Annotated in this window: 18 protein-coding genes; 9 read left to right on the plus strand and 9 right to left on the minus strand. The window is 59.7% G+C overall.

Going from position 1 to position 20,942, the window contains the following annotated elements:
* Positions 1-6: 6 nt before the first annotated feature.
* Positions 7-2,145: a tetratricopeptide repeat protein gene (locus tag HH303_RS06715; RefSeq protein WP_169624465.1), complete on the minus strand. Its 2,139-nt coding sequence runs from the start codon at positions 2,143-2,145 to the stop codon at positions 7-9.
* A 216-nt stretch (positions 2,146-2,361) separates the two neighbouring features.
* Here HH303_RS06715 and HH303_RS06720 point away from each other — a divergent pair, with 216 nt between their 5' ends.
* The gene (locus tag HH303_RS06720; RefSeq protein ID WP_169624466.1) at positions 2,362-3,576 is read left to right on the plus strand and encodes a hypothetical protein; all 1,215 of its coding nucleotides are present in this window, start codon (positions 2,362-2,364) and stop codon (positions 3,574-3,576) included.
* Here HH303_RS06720 and HH303_RS06725 read toward each other — a convergent pair.
* Positions 3,573-4,415 carry a fumarylacetoacetate hydrolase family protein gene (locus tag HH303_RS06725; protein ID WP_169624467.1) on the minus strand — a complete coding sequence of 281 codons (843 nt, stop codon included), beginning with the start codon at positions 4,413-4,415 and terminating at the stop codon, positions 3,573-3,575. The two genes, HH303_RS06720 and HH303_RS06725, sit on opposite strands and share 4 nt — an antisense overlap.
* A gap of 338 nt (positions 4,416-4,753) precedes the next feature.
* Here HH303_RS06725 and HH303_RS06730 point away from each other — a divergent pair, with 338 nt between their 5' ends.
* From HH303_RS06730 to HH303_RS06750, 5 genes are all read left to right on the plus strand, one after another.
* Positions 4,754-6,301 carry an ABC transporter substrate-binding protein gene (locus HH303_RS06730; protein WP_169625069.1) on the plus strand — a complete coding sequence of 516 codons (1,548 nt, stop codon included), beginning with the start codon at positions 4,754-4,756 and terminating at the stop codon, positions 6,299-6,301.
* A gap of 97 nt (positions 6,302-6,398) precedes the next feature.
* Positions 6,399-7,412, plus strand: coding sequence for an ABC transporter permease subunit (locus HH303_RS06735; RefSeq protein WP_169624468.1), 1,014 nt, complete (start codon positions 6,399-6,401; stop codon positions 7,410-7,412).
* 2 nt (positions 7,413-7,414) lie between these two features.
* A complete protein-coding gene (locus HH303_RS06740) occupies positions 7,415-8,320 on the plus strand; it encodes an ABC transporter permease subunit (RefSeq protein ID WP_169624469.1) in 906 nt (301 codons plus the stop codon).
* A 3-nt stretch (positions 8,321-8,323) separates the two neighbouring features.
* Positions 8,324-9,316 carry an ABC transporter ATP-binding protein gene (locus HH303_RS06745; RefSeq protein ID WP_169624470.1) on the plus strand — a complete coding sequence of 331 codons (993 nt, stop codon included), beginning with the start codon at positions 8,324-8,326 and terminating at the stop codon, positions 9,314-9,316.
* Positions 9,313-10,320, plus strand: coding sequence for a dipeptide ABC transporter ATP-binding protein (locus tag HH303_RS06750; RefSeq protein WP_169624471.1), 1,008 nt, complete (start codon positions 9,313-9,315; stop codon positions 10,318-10,320). The genes HH303_RS06745 and HH303_RS06750 overlap by 4 nt, the downstream gene beginning before the upstream one ends.
* Before the next feature lie 3 nt (positions 10,321-10,323).
* Here HH303_RS06750 and HH303_RS06755 read toward each other — a convergent pair whose 3' ends face one another.
* A complete protein-coding gene (locus HH303_RS06755; RefSeq protein ID WP_169624472.1) occupies positions 10,324-10,698 on the minus strand; it encodes a cereblon family protein in 375 nt (124 codons plus the stop codon).
* Positions 10,699-10,742: 44 nt separating this feature from the next.
* Between HH303_RS06755 and HH303_RS06760 the strand changes: the two genes are divergently transcribed.
* Positions 10,743-11,504: an SDR family oxidoreductase gene (locus tag HH303_RS06760; protein WP_169624473.1), complete on the plus strand. Its 762-nt coding sequence runs from the start codon at positions 10,743-10,745 to the stop codon at positions 11,502-11,504.
* Positions 11,505-11,507: 3 nt separating this feature from the next.
* Here HH303_RS06760 and HH303_RS06765 read toward each other — a convergent pair whose 3' ends face one another.
* From HH303_RS06765 to HH303_RS06785, 5 genes are all read right to left on the minus strand, one after another.
* Positions 11,508-12,437: a hypothetical protein gene (locus tag HH303_RS06765; RefSeq protein ID WP_169624474.1), complete on the minus strand. Its 930-nt coding sequence runs from the start codon at positions 12,435-12,437 to the stop codon at positions 11,508-11,510.
* Positions 12,438-12,621: 184 nt separating this feature from the next.
* Positions 12,622-13,365, minus strand: a complete 744-nt coding sequence (locus HH303_RS06770; protein ID WP_169624475.1) for a 1-(5-phosphoribosyl)-5-[(5-phosphoribosylamino)methylideneamino]imidazole-4-carboxamide isomerase — start codon at positions 13,363-13,365, stop codon at positions 12,622-12,624.
* Between the two features lie 74 nt (positions 13,366-13,439).
* Entirely contained in the window at positions 13,440-14,222 is a 783-nt protein-coding gene (locus HH303_RS06775; RefSeq protein WP_169624476.1) for a carnitinyl-CoA dehydratase, read from the minus strand.
* Between the two features lie 43 nt (positions 14,223-14,265).
* Positions 14,266-16,332 (minus strand): acetate--CoA ligase family protein, encoded by a 2,067-nt coding sequence (locus tag HH303_RS06780; protein WP_227421608.1) that lies wholly within the window; start codon positions 16,330-16,332, stop codon positions 14,266-14,268.
* A 6-nt stretch (positions 16,333-16,338) separates the two neighbouring features.
* Positions 16,339-17,499, minus strand: coding sequence for an acyl-CoA dehydrogenase family protein (locus HH303_RS06785; RefSeq protein ID WP_169624477.1), 1,161 nt, complete (start codon positions 17,497-17,499; stop codon positions 16,339-16,341).
* Between the two features lie 183 nt (positions 17,500-17,682).
* Between HH303_RS06785 and HH303_RS06790 the strand changes: the two genes are divergently transcribed.
* Together HH303_RS06790 and HH303_RS06795 are read left to right on the plus strand one after the other, a co-directional pair.
* Positions 17,683-18,600 carry a GlxA family transcriptional regulator gene (locus HH303_RS06790; protein ID WP_169624478.1) on the plus strand — a complete coding sequence of 306 codons (918 nt, stop codon included), beginning with the start codon at positions 17,683-17,685 and terminating at the stop codon, positions 18,598-18,600.
* A 27-nt stretch (positions 18,601-18,627) separates the two neighbouring features.
* A complete protein-coding gene (locus HH303_RS06795) occupies positions 18,628-20,058 on the plus strand; it encodes a mannose-1-phosphate guanylyltransferase/mannose-6-phosphate isomerase (RefSeq protein ID WP_319637332.1) in 1,431 nt (476 codons plus the stop codon).
* Here the strand turns inward: HH303_RS06795 and HH303_RS06800 are convergent, their stop codons facing one another.
* Positions 20,059-20,841, minus strand: coding sequence for an SDR family NAD(P)-dependent oxidoreductase (locus HH303_RS06800; protein ID WP_169624479.1), 783 nt, complete (start codon positions 20,839-20,841; stop codon positions 20,059-20,061).
* Positions 20,842-20,942 lie beyond the last annotated feature (101 nt).

The raw sequence follows: 20,942 nt of genomic DNA on the forward strand, positions 1-20,942 counted from the left end.
CGGCGGTCAGGATTTCTTTTTGGATTTGGCTTTTTTCGCCGGGGCGGGCGGCGGTTCCACGAGGTCGGAAGCGGTCGCGCGGCGTTGGTCAACGACTCCCGCCAGCCCTTCCCGCACCCGGTCCAGAACCATGCCCCAATCGCCCAGCACGCGCTGGCGCACCAGTTTCATGGTCGGATACCAAGGCGTGTCTTCGCGTCCACGCAGCCAACGCCATTCCCCGCCATATGGAATAAGCGTCCAGACGTTCTTGCCCATCGCCCCCGCCAAGTGGCACACGGCCGTATCCACCGTCACGACAAGGTCCAGTTCAGCAATGATCGCGGCGGTGTCGGAGAAGTCTTTTAAATCCTGCGCATAAGAAAACACGTTCGGGCGTGCCGTCGCGGCCTGGATCTCATCGGCGCCGGCGCCGACTTGCAGGGAATGGAAATCGACGCCGTCGACGTCAAACAGCGTCGCCAGTTCCTTGAACGGAATGGATCGGTACAAGTTGTCCGCATGGGTCGGCCGTCCCGTCCAGACGATCCCAACCTTCAAAACGCTACCGTCGGACGACGGCAGCGGTTTTTTACGCTGCGCATCCTTGGGCACGGAAAGATAGGGAATGTCGGCGGGAATGGTCTGAACGCTGGTTCCGAAGCGATGGGGCAGCGACAACAGGGGAATTTGAACGTCGTATACGATCTTCAGGTCCGTTTCCCGGACGTGATGCAACTCATCCACCCCGTCCAGCGTCGTCATTACACGATACAGTTCCTGTTCGCATAGAAACTGGATCGTCCCCCCCGTCCCCAGCTTTTCGCGAAGCTTTGGCACATATCGGCAGAATTGCAGCGTATCGCCGAAGCCCTGTTCGACATGGACAAGAAGACGGCGGCCGTCCAACGGCGACCCGTCCCACAGCCGTTCGCGAATATTCGGCACATTCGGCTTGAATGCAGACATCGCATACCGGGACTCATAGGCCGCGAAACCTTTTTCATACTGCCCATCCATCAATAGCACCGCCGCCGGGGCGAAGGTCCCGCGCGCCTGATTGGGCTGCAATTCCCGAACCCTCAAATACAGGTCCATTGCGGGCTGAAGCTGTTCCATACGCAAAAGGCAATTGGCGTAGGAATACAGCGTGTCCGGGTCGGCGGGCGCCAGCGCGCGGGCCCGTTCCAGCACGTGTTTCGCCTCTACCGCGTTACCCAGCTTCAGCGTGACATGCCCCAGGCCCTTCAACGCGGCCAAATCGTCCGGCGCGACGGCGACCGCCTGTCGCATATGGGACGCCGCGGCAGATAATTTGCCCAACCGTTCCAGAACGCCGGCAATCGCGGTAAGACACCGCAGGTGATTGGGGTCTATCCGAAGCGCCTTCCGGAAGGCGGCTTCCGCCTCGACCAATTTGTTTTCCGTCTGTCGGCAGTTACCAAGTTTGACCCAAAGTTCGACGAAGCCCGGTGCGTATTCCAGCGCCTTTTCATAGCTTTCCGCCGCATCGGCAAAATGGTCCTTGCCCTTGGAGAACAAGGCATCGCCCCGGTTAGACCAGGCCTCCGCATAATTCGGCCGGGTCGCAATCGCCGCATCATATTGCGCAACCGCCATATCGAAATTGCGCATGCGGGCATAAGCGTTGCCCAGATTGTTCAGAATTTCCGGGATCGGTTCCCGGTCTTTCAACGCCTGCTCATAGGCACTCCGCGCCTCATCCAGCCGCCCCAGATCGGCATAGGCGATGCCTAGATTGTTGTAGGCTTCCGAATAGGTCGGATCGACGTCGATCGCCTTCTTCAATTCCTCTATCGCCGCATCCGGCTGTTTCGCGACCCGCAACAGAAATCCCAAAGTGTTGCGGAAAGATGCCGTTTCAGGCTGCAAGGCAATCGCCTTCCGAACCAGGTCGATCCCGATATCCGTCCGCTTCGCCTGATGTGCAATCACCCCCAGCAGATGGATGGACAGGGCGTCTTCCGGAGTATCGGCCAGGATTGCCCGGACCTTCGTTTCCGCATCCTGCAACTTCCCGGCCTTCAACGCCTCGACGGCTTCGCGGAACCGCGTATCAGCATGTACCGACTGTGTCGCATCGCCGATCGCGTGCTGCGCCGACTCGTCTGCCATTTCCGGCGTGTCGTTTACCGTGTCGTTCATGCATTCCCCCTGGATACCGCAGGAACTTACCACTTCCCTGTACCGGCAGGAAAGCACCGGACTGTTTTCTATACGGGTCGTGCCCTATATTCTGCGCCGACCCGTGGTCGGCGGTGTCAAAAATGCCGTAATCCCTCCCCCGCGCCGCCCCTGTTTGGACATGCCGCCGGGGCAGATTTTCCGGCGATGGTATTTGACGACGAAAAGGTTACGCCCATGCGGATTGGCGCCGCCCCGATAGCCCTGATCCTGTTCACCGCCGCATTGGGTGCTTTATCGCCGCGCGGCCCGATCGCGACTGTGTTCGTGTCGAGCGCTTGGGCACAAGCGGCACAGGAAGCCCCATTCCTGGTCTTGCGCATCCAATCCGAAATGGGATTCCGCCTACAGGACCGGAAGGCGGGCTTGGGAGGAGCAGTCTATGTCCTGAACCGCGCTCAACCGCGCGCCGATACCCGCACGCAATCCGTCCAGGTCGCCTATGACGCCCGAAACCGACCGACGCTGTTGCGCCTGACGCAGCGTATCGACAGCAATACCGCCGGTCAGGCCTTTATCGATGCCGCCCGTCAATCCATTGCCCGGGTCCAGCCGAAAGGGATCGACGCGCCGGTCGATCTGATCAAGCAAGCCCTGGCCGAAAAGCCGTCGCAACCGATCGCCCTGCCCTTGTCCGGCGGTCGGTCGGGATCGGTTTCCTATCTCGCTGACAGAAATATCGCCGTGCTCGATATCCCAATCGCTGTTGCGGATGCCCGGGCACTGGATGAACAAGACCTGCGCGACCGCCTTTCCGACGCGACCCTCACATTTGAAGAAACGGAAGCCGGCGATGGCGCAACCGTCGGCGAGCACCGCCGGTATCACGGGCCCGACGGTCGGTTCGGCGGCGGCGCGGTAAAGGGGGTTACGATTGAATCGGGCAGTTGGTCCCTCGATCCCAACGGCCTTTACTGCATCGACTCGGCGCCGACCGGGGACACCTCTTGCGGGGCACTCTACGAAATCGACGGGGACGGATTGTATCTCGCGATTCGGGACGGCGAGACGACGACGGTCAACCGCGTGTCGGTTCAGCACGGCAATCCGGGCGATTTCGCGACACCGCGTCGGGCGGATGCCGTGCCCCAGGCTGTCGCGGAAATGATCGTCCGCGGACAGACGGAAGATCGTCGCTACCCCAATGGAGGTCGCGCCAGCCTGTATATGATGCGGGACGGAACCTTCCGGGGCATCCGCGACGGAGAACCCTCCGACGGCACCTGGACGATCCTGAAAGACGGTCGACGATGCCTGACGGAAACGGAAACCGGTGAATCGGAATGCCTCTTCCTCAGCGAAACCGACGGCGGGACCTTCCGCTTGTTTGATCTGGACCGCAGTTTGCGGGGGGAAGCCGTCTATCGCGACGGCAATCCCGAAGGGTATTAAACCGAAACGACGAAGTGATTCTGGGCGCCCAAACCGTCGACGCCGCTTTCCAGGCGATTTCCGGCGCGCAAATATTCCGACGGTTCCATCCCGTGCCCAACGCCGGGCGGCGTGCCGGTCGCGATCACGTCGCCGGGGGCCAGCGTCATGAACTGGCTTAGATAGCTGACGATCTGGGCCACGCCGAAAATCATCAATTCCGTATTGCCGAACTGCTTGCGGCGACCGTCAACTTCCAGCCATAGGCTCAACCGTTGGGGGTCCAGGATTTCGTCCCGCGTCACCAACCAGGGTCCCAAGGGACCGAACGTGTCGCAGCTTTTCCCCTTGGTCCATTGACCGCCGCGTTTGTTCTGATACTCGCGTTCCGAGAGGTCGATAAACCCGGCATAGCCCGCGACATGATCCATGGCGTCGTCTTCCGACACATATTGCGCGGTCTTGCCGATCACGACGGCAAGTTCGACTTCCCAATCCGTATGTTTCGATCCGCGCGGCAGCTTGATGTCGTCGAACGGCCCCGTCAGCGCGGTCGTCGCCTTCATGAAGATGATCGGTTCGGACGGGATTTCCGCGCCGACTTCCTTCGCATGATCGCGGTAGTTCAAACCGATGCAGACAATCTTGCCGATGCCGTCCAGCGGCACGCCCAGACGCGGCTTGCCCGTCACTTCCGGAAGTTCGGTCTTATCCAGGGCCTGCAGCGCGGCCAGACGGTCGCTGCCCAGGCAGTCCGGCGTGATATCGTTCAGTTCATGCGACAGATCCCGGAGCACGCCATCCGCGTCAATAACTCCCGGTTTTTCGGCGCCTTTTTGTCCGTATCGAACCAGTTTCATCGTCTGCCCCGCTGTCTTTTATCGTTTCATGAAATGGTGCACAGCACCGCCCTGAAAAGCAACGAAACTTGTGAAGTATTTTATCGATCACGACACAACTGTTTGGCCACGCCGGAGAAATGGCGTTTGACTCCTTTTGAAACGCATGATGTTCTGGGCGTTCAGCACGCGCGGAATACGGGGTCCTTCCGCGACCCGGGACGCCACATGGTCCCAGCGGTTCCGCGTAGCCATTCTATAGATGAAAGCGTGGTGGAACTGTGGGGCCCCCGCTTTTCAGGGAGACTTCAAAAGTGAAAAAAGCACTTCTGGCGGCCGTCACCGGCCTTACCTTGGCTATGGGGGCACAGGCTGCTCAGGCCAAGACCCTGGTTTTTTGCTCGGAAGGCAGTCCCGAAGGATTCAACCCGGCGTTTTACACCGCCGGTACGACCTTCGACGCGACCTCTCGTCAAATCTTCAACAAGCTCGTCGAATTCGAACGCGGCTCCACGAAGATCGTCCCGGGTCTCGCCGAAAGCTGGGAAGTCAGCAACGACGGGTTGGAATACACCTTCAACCTGCGTAAGGGCGTCAAGTTCCACACGACGGACGGCTTCACGCCGACGCGTAACTTCAACGCTGCGGACGTGGTCTTCTCGTTCAAGCGTCAGTGGGATCCGAACCACCCGTATCATGCTGTTTCCGGCGGCTCCTACGAATACTTCAACGGCATGTCCATGCCGGACCTGATCAAGGACATCGTCGCGGTCGACGACTACACGGTGAAGTTCGTTCTGAACCGTCCGGAAGCCCCGATGATCGCGAACCTGGCGATGGATTTCGCCTCCGTCACCTCTGCAGAATACGCGGATAAGATGATGGAAGCCGGCACGCCGGAGAAAGTCGACCTTGAGCCGGTCGGCACGGGTCCGTTCCAACTGGTCGATTACCAGAAAGACGCCGTCATCCGTTACAAGGCCAACCCGGACTATTGGGCCGGTGCGGCGCCGATCGACAACCTGATCTTCGCCATCACGCCGGACGCGTCCGTGCGCTATGAGAAGCTGAAGGCCGGTGAATGCCATGTCATGCCGTATCCGAATCCGGCCGACCTGGAAGACATGAAGGCCAATGGCGACATCAACCTGATGGAACAGGAAGGCCTGAACGTCGGCTATCTGGCCTATAACACGCAGGTGGCGCCGTTCGACAATCCGAAGGTCCGCAAGGCCCTGAACATGGCGATCAACAAGGAAGCCATCATCGAGGGCGTGTTCCAGGGGGCCGGTAAGGTCGCCAAGAACCCGATCCCGCCGACGATCTGGTCCTACAACGAAGCGACCGTCGACGATCCGTACGATCCGGATGCGGCGAAAGCCATGCTGGAAGCCGAAGGTGTCAAGGACCTGTCGATGAAGATCTGGGCCATGCCGGTCCAGCGTCCGTACAACCCCAACGCCTCGCGTATGGCCGAACTGATTCAGGCGGACTTCGCGAAAGTCGGCGTGACGGCGGAAATCGTCTCCTACGAATGGGGCGAATACCTGAAGCGTTCCAAGGAACTGGACCGCGACGGCGCGGTTCTGCTGGGTTGGACCGGTGACAACGGCGACCCCGACAACTTCCTGGCCGTTCTGCTCGGCTGCGACGCTGTCGGCGGCTCAAACCGTGCCCAGTGGTGCTATCAGCCGTTCGAAGACCTGATCCAGAAGGCGAAAGTCGTTTCCGACAACGCCGAACGTACCAAGCTGTATGAAGAAGCGCAGGTCGTCTTCAAGGAACAGGCCCCGTGGGCGACGATCGCACACTCCGTCGTCTTCAAGCCGGTTCGCAAGGAAGTCAAAGACTTCCGCATCGATCCGTTCGGCGGCCACGTCTTCTACGGCGTCGATATCGAAGAGTAAGGCTCTTCATCGGGATAGGGTGGGACCGGCGTGAGTTTGTTCGCGCCGGTCCTTTCCGTTTTAACATCCCGTTGACGGCCGTAAGGGACCGGCATTCATGTTCAGATACACACTTAACAAAGTCGCATTGACGATCCCGACACTGATCGGCGTCACGATCGTCGCATTCGCCTTTATTCGCCTTTTGCCCGGCGATCCGATTCTTCTCTTGGCGGGCGAACGCGGCGTTACCGAGGAACGCTATACCCAATTGGCTGCGCAATTCGGGTTCGACCAGCCTCTTTGGCAGCAATACCTGATATTCATGGGGAACTTGCTCCAGGGCGATCTCGGCAATTCCTTCGTCACGAAGCAACCGGTGTTGACGGAGTTTCTGGCACGGTTCCCCGCGACCCTGGAACTGTCGATCTTCGCCATGCTCCTGGCACTGATCGTCGGCCTGCCCGCGGGCGTCATCGCCGCCGTTCGGCGTGGCACCTTCTTCGACCACACGCTCATGACGGTGTCTCTGACCGGCTATTCCATGCCGATCTTCTGGTGGGGCCTTCTGCTTATCATCCTATTTTCCAGCATCCTGGGTTGGACTCCCGTGTCGGGCCGCATTTCGGTCATGTATTTTTTCGACATGCCGACCGGCTTGATGACCATCGACGCCCTTTTTTCCGGGGATAAAGGCGCCTTCCGCTCCGCGCTCAGCCATCTGATTCTACCGTCGATCGCGCTCGGTACGATTCCCATGGCCGTGATCGCGCGGCAGACCCGATCGGCGATCCTGGAGGTTCTGGGCGAAGACTATATCCGTACCGCCCGGGCAAAAGGGATTTCGGCCTGGCGCATCGTCGGTCTGCATGCGCTGCGCAACGCCTTGATCACGGTCGTCACCGTCATTGGGCTTCAGGTCGGCGTGCTGTTCGCGGGCGCCATTCTGACGGAAACGATTTTCGCCTGGCCCGGTATCGGTAAGTGGATGATCGATTCCATCTACCGTCGCGACTATCAGGTGGTCCAGGGCGGCCTGATCCTAATCGCCGGTATCGTGATGATCGTGAACCTGATCGTCGACTTCTTGTACGGATTGATCAATCCGCGCATCCGCCATACGAGGGGCTGACAATGAGCACCGCTACCACTACGTCCGACATCGGCGGTTCGCCGCGCACTCGCGCAATCGCCGAATTCTGGCACTATTTCAGCGAAAACAAGGGTGCCGTCGTCGGCCTCTGTTTCGTCGGCATTGTTATCTGTTGCGCGATTTTCGCACCGCTGATCGCCCCTTATTCGCCGGAAGAGCAATTCCGCGACTACTTCCTGGTTCCGCCGGTTTGGGAAGACGGCGGCAGCTCAATGTTCCTGCTTGGTACCGATGCGGTCGGGCGGGATATCCTGTCACGGCTCATCTATGGCGCGCGTTATTCCTTGGCGGCGGGTTGCGTTATTATCGCCCTCACGCTGACATCGGGAATCGGACTCGGCCTCACCGCCGGTTATGTCCGCGGCTGGTTCGAAGTCCTGGTGATGCGATTAATGGATATCATCCTATCCGTCCCGTCCCTGCTTCTGGCCTTGGTATTGGTAACCGTGCTGGGTCCCGGACTGTTCAGCGCGATTGTCGCGATTGCCGTGACCTATGTCCCTCACTTCGTCCGACTGACCAGGGCGCAGGTGATCTCCGAGGCCCAGCGTGACTATGTGACCGCCAGCCGTGTCGCCGGTGCGGGCACCCTGCGCCTGATGGTTATCGCAATCCTGCCGAACTGCATGGCCCCCCTGATCGTCCAGGCCACCATGTCCTTTTCCACGTCGATCCTGGATGTGGCGGCGCTCGGCTTCTTGGGGGTCGGGGCGCAGCCGCCGACACCGGAATGGGGCCGCATGCTGGCCGAAGCACGGGAATTCATCACCCGCGCCTGGTGGGTCGTGACCTTCCCCGGTCTGGCGATCCTTTTGACCGTATTGGCGATCAACCTGATGGGCGATGGATTGCGCGACGCGCTCGACCCGAAAATGAAGAGGTCCTGATCGATGCCGCTTCTAGAGATACAGAACCTATCCGTCGATTTCGCCACGGCGCATGGCAAATTCCGGGCGGTCGACGGCGTCAACCTGACCGTCGATCCGGGCGAAACCGTCGCCATCGTCGGTGAATCCGGTTCCGGGAAATCCGTGTCCATGTTGGCCCTGATGGGCTTGCTGCCCTGGACCGCGACAATCACCGCGGACCGCATGGCGCTGGACGGGCGCGATCTTCTGACCATGAGCAAGCGGCAGCGCCGTAGCCTTGCGGGCAAGGATATCGCGATGATCTTCCAGGAGCCGATGACGAGCCTGAATCCGTGTTTCACGGTCGGGTTCCAAATCGACGAGATCCTGAAGACCCATATGTCGCTGACCCGTAAGGAACGCGACCGTCGCGCGATCGAACTTATGTCCCTGGTCGGCATCCCGTCGCCGGAATCCCGATTATCGGCCTTCCCGCACCAGCTTTCGGGCGGGATGAGCCAGCGCGTGATGATCGCCATGATGATCGCCTGCAATCCGCGTCTGTTGATCGCGGACGAACCGACCACGGCCCTGGATGTGACCATTCAGGCACAGATCCTGGAACTGTTGCTGACCCTGCAACAGGAAACGGGCATGGCCCTGGTGCTGATCACGCACGATATGGGCGTGGTGGCGGAAACCGCGCAGCGCGTCGTCGTGCAGTATGCGGGGCAGCAGGTGGAAGCACGGCCCGTGCTGGACCTGTTCGACATGCCGCGTCATCCCTATACCCAGGCGCTTCTGGCGGCCCTGCCGGAACGCGCGACCAGTCAGCACCTGCCGTCCATTCCAGGTGTCGTGCCGGGTCAATTCGACCGGCCCGCAGGGTGTTTGTTCAATCCGCGCTGCGAATACGCGACCGACCTGTGCCGGTCCACCCCGCCGGTGGTCCGCGACGGCGCGCTGTGCCACATGCCGCTGGACGATGCCGGTAACCCGACCCAACCCAAAATTCTTGCGGAGGCCGCGTCGTGAGCAATCAAGCAGTTCTATCCGCGCGGGACCTGAAGCGCGATTATGAGGTCGGCGGCAGCGCCTTTTCCAAACCGAAACTGCTGCGCGCTTTGGCCGGGGCCAGTTTCGACCTGTTCCCCGGCAAAACCCTGGCCGTTGTGGGGGAATCCGGTTGCGGCAAGTCCACTCTCGGCCGTCTGGTCACGATGATTGAAAAACCGACCAGCGGCACCCTGACCCTGGACGGAAAGGATGTCGTCGCCGGGCTGTCCAACAAGGCGGAAGCCAAGCAATTGCGCCAGGACGTCCAGATCGTCTTCCAGGATCCCTACGGCTCGCTCAACCCCCGGCATAAGATCGGGTCGATGCTGGAAGAGCCGCTGAAGATCAACCGGCCCGACCTGTCCGCGAAGGATCGGGAGGAACTGGGCCGTCAGATGATGGCGAAGGTCGGTCTGCGGCCTGAACATTACTCCCGCTATCCGCATATGTTTTCCGGCGGCCAGCGTCAGCGCATCGCCATTGCCCGCGCCCTGATGTTGCAGCCGAAGGTGATCGTGCTGGACGAACCGGTGTCCGCCCTGGACGTCTCCATTCAGGCACAGGTTCTGAACCTGCTGAACGACGTGCAGGAGGAATTCAAACTCGCCTATCTCTTCATCTCGCACGATCTGTCTGTGGTGAAGCATGTCGCGGACGAGGTCATGGTGATGTATCTGGGCCGTCCGGTGGAAAAGGGGTCCTGCGAGGAAATTTTCGCCAATCCGCAGCATCCGTATACCCGCGCTCTGCTGTCCGCCACGCCGGTGGCCGATCCGCGCCACAAGCGCGACCGTATCCGGCTGACGGGCGAAATCCCCTCCCCCATCGCGCCGCCGCCGGGCTGCACCTTCCATCCGCGTTGTCCGCTCGCCAATGAGCGCTGCCGCGCGGAAATCCCGGAACTCCTGGACCGAGGGGGCACCCTGATCGCCTGTCACGCCGTGGAAGAAGGCCGCAACCAGGAAGCCGCACCCGCCGCGTAAGACCTACCTTTTCGGCCGGTCCGTCAATGCCTGGCGGATCAGGCCGAAAAAGGCACTGTCCGCATTGGTGTAAACCCAGCCGATATGTTCCGCGCAGCCGCGGCACAGCGCGTATTGCCACGCGAAACCGGGAAACCATGAGAATTCCGTCGTCGCGTCGCCCCAGGCCGCAGCCCCCGTCGCCCGCGAAAAGCAGCGGATGACGAACAGCCGACCCATCGGATTGAACACGGTGTGCTCGTGCGTACCGCGCCTTGCGACCGCATGGGCCGACCGCGTGATCGGATGGCCGCAGGCAGCACAGAAAAGCCGGTCGTCGTCGGATAAAGACTCATTCACGTCGGAAGACGGCTTGCCTTGAATATCGGACTCCAGCACCGTCGTTTCTCCTTTGGGTCCCATGGCATTGGCGGAGATTAGCGATGCACGACTTTACCGGCAAACGGGCAATCGTAACGGCGGGCGGTTCAGGCATCGCCCGGCGCATCGCGGAACGGCTTCACGAAGCCGGGGCCAGTGTGTTCGCGGGCGATGTCGATCAGGCGGCGCTGGGCACCCTGCCCGACGGTATCGGTTACGCCTTCTGCAATGTTGCGGATCAAGCCTCCACCGACGCCTTCTTCGATCAAGCCCTGACCGCGCTAAACGGTGTCGATATCCTGATCAACGCGGCGGGTATCAAAGGGCCGACAGGCGCGATCGAGGATGTGGACCCCGCCGAATGGCGCGCCTGTGTGGATGTGAACCTGACCGGGGCTTTCCACTGCATGCGCCGTGTTCTGGGTCCGATGAAGGAACAGGGGTCGGGCAGCGTGATCAATTTCTCCTCCACCGCCGGACTGTTCGGCTATCCCAACCGATCGCCCTATTGCGCGGCGAAATGGGCGATTATCGGCATGACCAAGGGCGCGGCGGCCGAGGCCGGGCCCTTCAACGTTCGGGTCAACGCGCTGTGTCCCGGCGCCGTCGAGGGGGAGCGCATGGACCGGGTCATCCGGGACGAGGCCGCCACGACCGGCAAGACCGAGGAACAGGTCCGCGCGGACTATGTGAAGGATACCAGCATGCGCTGCTTCGTGACGGCGGACGACATGGCGGAAACCGTCATGTTCCTGTGTTCCGACGCGGGCGCGCGGATATCCGGACAGGCCATTCCCGTCGACGGCCACACATCGATGCTGTAACCCTTACTCAAAATCTCTTATACTGCCTATTTTGTATCTCACGTACTGATTGCGCCGATCAGCATTTCGACTTTGCCCTAAAGCATCTTCGACATACTTCTTACCACCATCAGAAACAGAATTATTATACTTTATCTTCAAATAATCCCTCTCTCTTTCCAAAGAAACAATTTTATCTTTCAATTTAATTATATATTCTTTTTTATTATTTTCAGTATCTAGCATCTTTTTCTTTATTGTGTCTATATCCACAATATTACGACTAATTTCTTTATTTTTTTCGTTTATTTCATAATTTAATTTCTTTGTAAATTCCGACATTTCTACATATTTTTTTTGTATTTCTTCGTAATTTCCAATCACCTTATTTAGCTCTATGTTTTTATTATACAAATCATTATTTTTTTGCCCTATTTCTTTATCTTTTTCAGAAATGATAATTTTATAAGATTTTTCAATTTGCTCGACATGCAATTTAGAGTTCAATAATTGGGTTTGTTTTTCTTTTTCCAACCTAGAAATATATGTCTCTGTATTTGCCAACTGAACCTCAATATCCTTAACCTTCTTCAAAGCCTCCTCTTCGCGTCGGCGAATTTCAAGAGCCTCCTCTCTAGACATAAAAATATCTTTATCGATGCTCCTAATATACTCCTCTTGTTTTTTTAACTGCCAGTGCCAGTACCCAGCAACTATTCGAGAAGGGAAAGGGTAAATCAAAAGAAACGCCGCTGTTGTTAACACAGGTAAAATTAGGAAAAATATTAGCAAATCTAGCCATCCACCATACAATACACTTTCTATTATTTCTATCTTAACAACAACGTCTTTAGATGAAAATACAACCAAGAACAATTTATAGTTCCAGGTCAAAAAGGAAATAAATAGAGAGCCTCCTAATGGGCCAACAAATCTCGCTCTTACCCCGGACATTACCGTCTCTTTTAGATTATTAATCAAAGCATACCTCCGGGAAATCTACGACATCAACAGCACCAGCACGTGCTACACTCACGCATAGCAACAAAGTTTAAAGATATTAAACTTTAAGGTGTTCAGATGTCTCGTCATTTCAATACACAGACACTTACAAAACCACCTCGAAGCCAATTGTCGTCTATAGGAACGGCGCTTTCGTTACCGGCTGACGGGCGACGGCGATCGCGTCTTCCAGGCTGATCCGGTTGTTGAATAGCGCTCGACCAACAATGGCCCCGGCGATCCCCGGCAGCTGTTTCAGTACGGCGATATCATCCAACCCCCGCACCGTGCCTGAGGACAGGATGTCGATATCCAATTCCTTTGCCAGCTGGATCGTCGCGGCAAATCCGGCTTCCGGCTGTTCGGTATCCATGTCGATATCGGTGTAGATCAGGGCCGCGGCGCCCATTTCCTGGAACGCCTTGCCCAGTTCCAGCGGGCTGTACATCGTCTTTTCCCGCCAGCCTTCGATCACGACCTTGCCGTCGCGGGCGTCCAGGCTGATCGCGACCTTGCCCGGCCACCGGGCGCAGGCTTCATGCACGAAGGTTCTGTCCTTCACCGCCGCCGTGCCCAGAACGATGCGGCTGGCCCCCGCCGCGAACCACCATTCGGCGGCGCTCATCGTCCGAATACCGCCGCCTACCTGACACGGTATGCCGGACGACTGCATGATATGCTTCAGAACATCGCCGTTATGCTGGCCACCCTGCAGAATCCCGTCGATATCGACGAGGTGCAGCCATTCCGCCCCCTTCGCGACAAGGCCGGAGGCGGCCTCGGACGGCGATACCGAATAGGTTTCGACATCGTCGATATCACCGCGTCTCAGATTGACGCATTGACCGGCTTTTACCTGGATCGTCGGATAGATGATCATAGCGCTTCCCCTTTCTTCCGGCCTCGTGTCCGGCCGGTTCGTTCGGGAAGCGTATCACGAAATGCGGATCGGCCCTACTTGCCCTTCCAGACCGGTTTCCGCTTTTCGGCGAAGGCACGCGCGCCTTCCTTCTGATCCTCGGAATTGTACAGCGTTTTGACGGTCTGAAGTTCCTGACGGTTCATCATATTCAGAACGTCCTGGAACTTCTTGTCTTCGGCCTCCCGCAGGACTTCCTTGATCGACGCGAAGACCAGCGGCGGCCCGTCGGCCAACAAGGCCGCCTTTTCCCGCGCGCGGTCCATCAGCTTGTCCGCCGGAACGACCTCGTTCACGAAGCCCCAGCGCGCGGCTTCTTCCGCGTCCAGGACCCGGCCCGTAAACAGCATGTCCATCGCGATGTGATACGGAATACGCTTCGGCAATTTGATCGTCGCCGCGTCGGCGATGACGCCGGAATTGATTTCCGGCAGGGCGAAGGTCGCATGTTCCGCCGCGATGATGATGTCGCAGGACATCATGATTTCGAACCCACCGCCGAAAGCGATGCCGTTCACCGCCGCGATGACCGGCTTGTTCATATTCGGCAGTTCCTGCAACCCGCCGAAGCCGCCGACGCCATAGTCGGATACCGGCCCCTCGCCGTCCGCCGCCGCCTTCAAGTCCCAGCCGGGGCAGAAGAACTTCTCGCCCGCGCCGGTCAGGATGGCGCAGCGCAATTCCGGGTCGTCGCGATAGGCGGCGAAGATATCGCCCATGATCCGGCTGGTCGGCGCGTCGATGGCATTCGCCTTCGGCCGGTCCATGGTGACTTCCAATACGCGGCCGTCCCGCCGTGTCTTGATCGGTTCCGACATATCTTTCTCTCCCTATTCCCAATTCCCGGTCCAACGGACCCTATTACTCGGTCCAACGCACCAGGGCATCCGCTGCAACCGCACCGTCTCCAGTCACGATCAGCGGGTTGACGTCCAGTTCTTCCAAACGGTCAATATGCGCTTCCGTAAAGGCGGCGACGGCCATGACGGCGTCAATCACCGCCTCGCGATCCGCCTTCTTCCCCCGGAACCCGCGCAGCAGCTTTCCGACGGCCAGACAATCCAGCGCCCGATCCACGTCCGCGCGGGACGCGGGCAGCAACAGAACCGCGGAATCCTTCATCAGTTCCGCAAGAATACCGCCCGCCCCGACCATCAACAACGGGCCGACCTGCGGATCGCGAGTGACACCGACGATCAGTTCACAGACGGCACCGCCCGCCATTTTCTCGACGATGAAGCGGTCCGACAGGCCGGACATACGGTCCACAGACGATGCGACCTGATCCGCGTCGACAAGGTTCAGGGCGACGCCACCGGCCTCCGTCTTGTGAGACAGGGTATCCGAGCAGGCTTTCACGACCACGGGGAAACCCAGAGCTTCCGCCGCCGCGACGGCTTCCGTGCCGGAGGACACCAGCGACCCGTCCGGCACGCCCAGACCGAATGTCGCCAGAAGCTTTTTCGACCGCCATTCGTCCAAAACGCGGCTATCGCCCACCGGCAGCGATCCTGCGCCCAGCGGCACCGGATTTTCCGGCACCGTCTTGCGAGCCTTCGCATACCATGCCGCCGCCTTGATCGCCTTCAACGCATCGTCGAAACCCTGCATCGGCGCGATACCGGCCTCCAGGCACTTTGCCTGAACCTTCGCGGGCATGGTTTCCTGCATACTCGACGCGATTATCGTCGTCCGACCCGTCGCCTTCACCGCGTTGACGATGCCTTGCGCGGCTTCCGGCCAACCGAACAGCGTCATCCCCTCCCGATCCGGCGTATCGAGCACCAGCACGGCGACGTCGATATCGTGCCGCAATACCTCCGAGAAGCAGGCGGTCAACGCATCGACATTGCCCCAGATATACGTGTGATAATCCAGCGGATTATCGATCGCGACCTTATCGCCCAACACGTCGAACAAGGCCTTTTCCCGTTCGGCGCTGAAGGGCGGCATGGGGATGCCGAGATCGTGAGCCATATCGGCGATCAGCCCGGCCTCGCCGCCCGAACAGCTCATAGAGGCGATGCGGTCGCCCGGCAGGCCCGGATTGACGTGCAGGAATTTCAGGAATTCCAGGAACTGCGGCAGGGTTTCCGCCTGAATCACCGCCAGCTTCCGGCACAAGGCGTCAAACGCCGCCGACGACCCCGTCATGGAGCTGGTATGCGACAGGGCGACGCGCGCCGCCGCTTCCGACCGTCCGTTTTTCAGGACGACGACGGGCACGCCTTTTTTCGCCGCCGCCGCCGCCGCCTCGCAGAAACCCGGAATGTCGCCGACCGTTTCGATGAACAGGCCGATGGCCGTGATACGGTCGTCGCGCAGCAGCGAATGCATGACTTCCGGCACGCCGTCTTTCGCCTGATTGCCCAGCGCCGCTAATTGCGCCAGCGGCAGGCCGCGTGTCTGCATGGAAAGATTGAAGGCGACATTGCCGCTTTGGCTGACGATGGCGACGCCGCGATCCACGCGATGGCCGCCATGGTCGTCCGGCCACAGCGCCACCCCGTCCAGATAATTGACAATGCCGTAGCAGTTGGGTCCCAGCACCCCCATATCGCCCGCCGCCTTCAGCAGGCGTTCCTGTCGTTCCGCGCCGTCCGGTCCGGTTTCCGCGAAGCCGCTGGCATAGATGACCGCGCCGCCCGCGCCCATGTCGGACAGACGTTGCACGGCATCGATCGCCGCCTCGTTCGGGATGGCAATGAAGACCGCGTCCGGTGCTTCCGGCAGGTCCGCAACATCTTTCAGGCAGGGAACCCCGGCCATTTGATCGCGCGATTTGCTGATCGGATAGATATTACCGGCGAAGCCGACCTGTTTGCATTCGACGACGCATTTTTCCGCCTCGCGCCCGCCGATGACGGCGATGCTGCGCGGCCGGAGAAGACGATCCAAGCCTTCCCCGGCAATGTTCCCACCCGCCATGATCCGTTACGCCCCCAGCGGACGCAGCAGCGCACGGGAAATGATGTGACGCTGAATTTCGCTGGTCCCTTCCCAGATCCGTTCGATCCGGGCATCGCGCCAGATGCGTTCCAGCGGCAGTTCGGACATCACACCCATGCCACCGTGAATCTGGATCGCCTCATCCGCGATGAAGGCCAGCGCTTCCGTGGCATTCAGTTTCGCGATCGCCGCGTCCATATCTTCCATGCAGTTATTGTCGTATTTCCACGCGGCCTCATAGGTCAGAAGCTCCGCTGCCTTCAGGCGCATTTTCATATCGGCAAGCTTGAAGGATACGCCTTGGAATTTCGCGATTTTCTGGCCGAACTGTTCGCGGTTCGCGGCCCAATCCAGCGAATGTTCCAGCGCCCTGTCGCAGCGGCCCAGGCACAGCGACGCGACTTGAAGACGCGTTGCCCCCAGCCAGTCGTTGGCGACGTCGAATCCCTTATCGACCTCTCCCAGGACCTGGCTTTCCGGGATTCGGCAATCCTCGAAATCCAGGATGAAGTTGTGATAGCCGCGATGGGAAACGTTCTTGTAACCCGGACGCAGGGTGAAGCCCGGCGTGCCCTTGTCGACCAGGAAAGTCGTGATCTTCTTCCGCTTGCCGCGGGCGGAATCTTCCTCCCCCGTCGCCGCCATCAGGATAACGAAATCCGCCCAATCGGCGTGGCTGATGAAGTGCTTCGTACCGTTGATGATGAAGTCGGACCCGTCGCGCTTCGCGAAGGTTTTCATACCGCGCACATCCGATCCGGCGCCCGGTTCGGTCATGGCGAAACAGTCGACTTTTTCCCCCCGGCAAGCGGGCAGCAGATATTTTTCACGCTGTTCGCCGACACAGGCCTGCAAGACGTTCGACGGACGATAGACGGTGTAGTTCAGCGCCATATTCGCGCGGCCCAACGCACGGTCCAACATGCACATGGTCAGCGTATCCAAACCGCCGCCGCCGCAGTCTTCCGGCATGCCCGCCGCGTAGAGCCCCAGTTCGATGGACTTCTGCTTGATCTGTTCGACCAATTCGGGCGTGATCGCGTCGGTACGCTCAACTTCTTCCTCATAGGGGTAAAGTTCTTCCTCGACGAAGCGAAGCGCGGTTTCGATGATGAGTTTCTGTTCTTCGGTGACGCTGAAATCCATGGTGACTTTCCTGCAAAACTGGCCCTGTAATCGGGGTGCTTTCGTGTATGCGAGAGCGTAAGAAAATAAACTTCCCACGCTTTGCAAATTCCGACTTGAGGATGACCAAAACCGTCTTTATTTCTACCCCCCATGTTCGATAAATCACCCAGTGAAGAGACTCAGCGGATCGGATTTCTGCTGTTGCCGAATTTCTCGATGCTCGCCTTTTCGGCGCTGCTCGACCCCTTGCGCATGGCCAATTGGCTGAGCGGCAAACCACTGTATGAATGGGTTCTGCTATCGCGGGACGGAAATCCGGTGACCGCCGCCAACGGTGTGACGGTTTCCGTCGATCATTCGTTGGGGTCCGCGCAACGCCTGCCGACCTTGATCGTCGCCGCCAGCTACAATCACGAAAAGCTGGCGACGCCGGACATCATGGCGGTGCTGCGCCGGTGGTCCAGTTTCGGCACATCCTTGGGCGCGCTGGACAACGGAACCTTCGTCCTCGCCTCCGCCGGGCTTCTCGACGGCTATCGTGCAACCGCCCATTGGGAAGTCCTGGACAGCTATATCGAAGCTTTCCCGCGCGTCACCTTCACCCAGGACTTGTTCGTCGTGGACCGGGACCGCTTCACCGCGGCGGGCGGCACATCCGCGCTGGATATGATGTTGAGCCTACTTCGGCTGCGGCACGGCAACGAATTGGCGGCAAAGGCGGCGGATGAGTTCATCTATACCCGCATCCGCGAACCGAACGATTCGCAGCGCGCGGTCCTGAAGGATCGATTGAGCGGCGTTCATCCGCGCTTGATCCGCGCGGTCGAATTGATGGAACAATCGCTGGAAGATACACAGCCGATGGCAGCCTTCGCCGACGCGGCGGGCGTTTCGCCCAGGGAATTGGAGCGGCAGTTCCGAAAATGGCTTAAATCGACGCCGGGGGCGTATTATCGTGGGCTGCGGCTGGACCGTGCCCGGCATTTACTGCGCAATACGGACCTGCCGGTGATTGAGGTCGCATTCCGGTCCGGCTTCGGATCGCCCGCGCATTTCACCCGAAGCTATTCCAAACGCTTCGGCCATCCGCCCAGCGCGGAACGCCGCCCGGCACCGTAACAGCGGAAAAGAGAGCAGGAAACGCCCGTGACCGACACGACCTTCATTCCCGTCATCCTTTCCGGTGGGTCCGGCACGCGATTGTGGCCGCTGTCGCGAAAGGCCTATCCGAAGCAGCTTTTGCCGCTGATCGGGCCGGAATCGCTGTTACAGGCAACGGCAAGGCGTCTGGCGGGATTCGGCGGCGCGGCGGCCCCGATTGTCATCGCCAACGACGATCACCGGTTCCTCGTGCGCGAACAATTCGAACAGATCGGTATGGATGCTGCCCAGATCGTTCTGGAGCCAATGGGGCGAAACACGGCCCCGGCGGTCGCCGTCGCCTGCCTGATCGCCCTATCGCGCACACCCGATCCGGTTCTGGGAATTTTCGCATCCGACCATAAGATCGATGATCAGGCGGGTTTCCTGACCTGTCTGGCGAAGGCTGTGGACGGCGCGAAAGCCGGTCATATCGTGACATTCTCCATTCGACCCACCCGCCCGGATACGGGGTACGGCTATATCCGCCATGGCGATCCGATTCCCGGCACTGGTGGATTGGACAAGGTCGATGCCTTTGTCGAAAAGCCGGACGCTGCAACGGCCAGCAATTACATCCTGTCCGGCGATTATGGCTGGAACAGCGGCATGTTCGTATTCCGCGCATCGGTCATGCTGGGCGAACTGGAGAGATTCTGCCCTGAGGCCGTCACCACCGCCCGTGCCGCGCTGGACAAGGCGGAGGAAGACCTGGGCTTCACAAGGCTTGCCGCCGATGCCTTCGGGACCGCCCCCAATATCGCTATCGATGTCGCCGTCATGGAACGTACCGACAAGGCGGCGACCTTACTGACCGATTTCGGGTGGAGCGATCTGGGCGCCTGGGGTGCGATCCACGAAGCGACCGAAACGAACGGCGACGGCAACGGCATGGTCGGTCCCGTGGTTCAACGCGGCACGACGAACAGCTACCTGCATGCGGAAGACGGGCGTCTGCTCGCCGTGATCGGGCTAGACAACATGGTCGTGGTTTCCACGGCCGACGCCGTCCTCGTCGCCCCTATGGATCGGGCTGGCGATGTGAAGGACCTTGTCGCTGACCTGTCGAAAAGTGGCCGGTCGGAGGCCGACACCCATCGTCGTGTTGCCCGTCCCTGGGGAACCTATGAAGATATCGACCGGGAAGACGGCTTTCGGGTGAAACGCATCGTCGTCAAACCGGGCGGGCGACTGTCGATGCAGCGTCACCGGCAGCGGTCGGAACATTGGGTCGTCGTGCGGGGCGAGGCACATATCACCATCGACGACTCGCTGCAGGTCCTGACCCGTAACCAGAGCACCTATGTCCCGATCGGGTCGACGCACCGGCTGGAAAACCGGGGCGACGAGCCGCTGCACCTGATTGAGGTACAGGTCGGCGACTATGTCGAAGAGGACGATATCGAACGGCTGGACGACGTCTACGGGCGGAACTGATCAGCCCCAATGGGTCGTGCCGTTGCAGACGCTGACGCTCTGCGCGGTGATATGCCGCCCCCGGTCGGATGACAGGAACACCACCATATCCGCCACAGCTTCCGGCGGCAGGATTTCGCCCAGCATCGACCCCGCCCGCATCTGATCGGTCGCGATATCCGCATCGACCTGCGTTTCCGCCGCATATTGCGTCCGCCAGCGATCCGCCATCGGGGTATCGACCCATCCCGGCGCGACACAGTTCACGCGGATGCCCAGCGGCGCCAATTCGACGGCAAGACAGCGCGCCAATCCTCTCACGGCATGTTTCGAGGCATTATAGGCGGTGTGATCGGCGGCGGCGTCCTTATCGCTGGTGGAACTGATAAACAGGACGGATCGCTCGCGGCTTCCCTCCCCCTCCATCATGGGCAGGCAGGCTTGCGTCAGCAGGAAGGGGGCTTTCGTATTCACCGCGAAGGTGCGGTCCCAATCCGCCTCCGTAACCTTACCGATGGGCGCGGTTTCATAGATACCGGCATTGTTGATCAGAATATCGAGACCGCCCAGCCGCGCCTTCGTCATTTCCGCGATCCGTGTCGCCGATTCCGCCTGCCCCAGATCTCCGAAGACCGGAACGCAGCCGGCGCCCATCGCTTCCGCGACGGCAACGGACTTTTCTTCCGTTCGGGCGTGGACCGCGACACTCGCCCCTTCGGCCAGGAATGCCGCCGTTATCGCCCTGCCGATTCCACCCGACGCACCGGTCACCAGCACGCGCCGTCCATTCAAACCCGTATCCATAGAATTCGTTACCTTCCCACTCGCAGGACCTGAAAATGCACGCATTTCGCGTTACTTACCGCGATTATCCTAGTCAGTCCTCACGCCGTGACATTATCGTT

This window comes from Pacificispira spongiicola (assembly GCF_012926505.1).
Classification (GTDB): domain Bacteria; phylum Pseudomonadota; class Alphaproteobacteria; order UBA8366; family Aestuariispiraceae; genus Pacificispira; species Pacificispira spongiicola.